Origin of the sequence: Nonomuraea aridisoli, from assembly GCF_003236395.1 — a bacterium.
GTDB lineage: Bacteria > Actinomycetota > Actinomycetes > Streptosporangiales > Streptosporangiaceae > Nonomuraea > Nonomuraea aridisoli.
Map to the genome: position 1 here is coordinate 1 of NZ_POUD01000705.1, position 396 is coordinate 396.

Annotated in this window: 1 protein-coding gene and 1 pseudogene; both read right to left on the reverse strand. The window is 63.9% G+C overall.

Going from position 1 to position 396, the window contains the following annotated elements:
* Positions 1 to 272, reverse strand: a 272-nt coding sequence (locus tag C1J01_RS54410; protein WP_220040519.1) for a hypothetical protein, incomplete at its 3' end; no start/stop codon positions are given.
* Positions 273 to 329: 57 nt separating this feature from the next.
* Positions 330 to 396, reverse strand: a pseudogene (locus tag C1J01_RS54415) (hypothetical protein); the annotation flags it as partial.

Here is a 396-nt window from a genome sequence, read left to right on the forward strand (position 1 = left end):
ATCACGTACGGCAGCACCTGCGCCAGCGGAATCCCGAAGAACGATTCACCTTCCACCGCATAGTGCGCGGTGATGGCGCCCATGCCGATCTGCACCAGCATCAGGCCGATCACGGCAAAGAAGTACTTGCGCGTGGCCTTCATCGACGGCGTGGCCACCACGTTGAGGAACGGATCGGCCGGCAGCGGCGCAGACTCCTCTTCATGCTTGCTGCTGCCGTGCAGCCACAGCATGGCGGCAATACCGCCCAGCAGCATCACGATGCTGACCATCGACCACACTGCGGCACCTCCGGTCATGGTGTTGCCCACCAGCGGTTCATGCGGCCAGTTGCTCGTATACGAGATGTCGGTCTCGCCTGGGCGGTCGGCAGCGGCGGCCCACGACGTCCAGAAG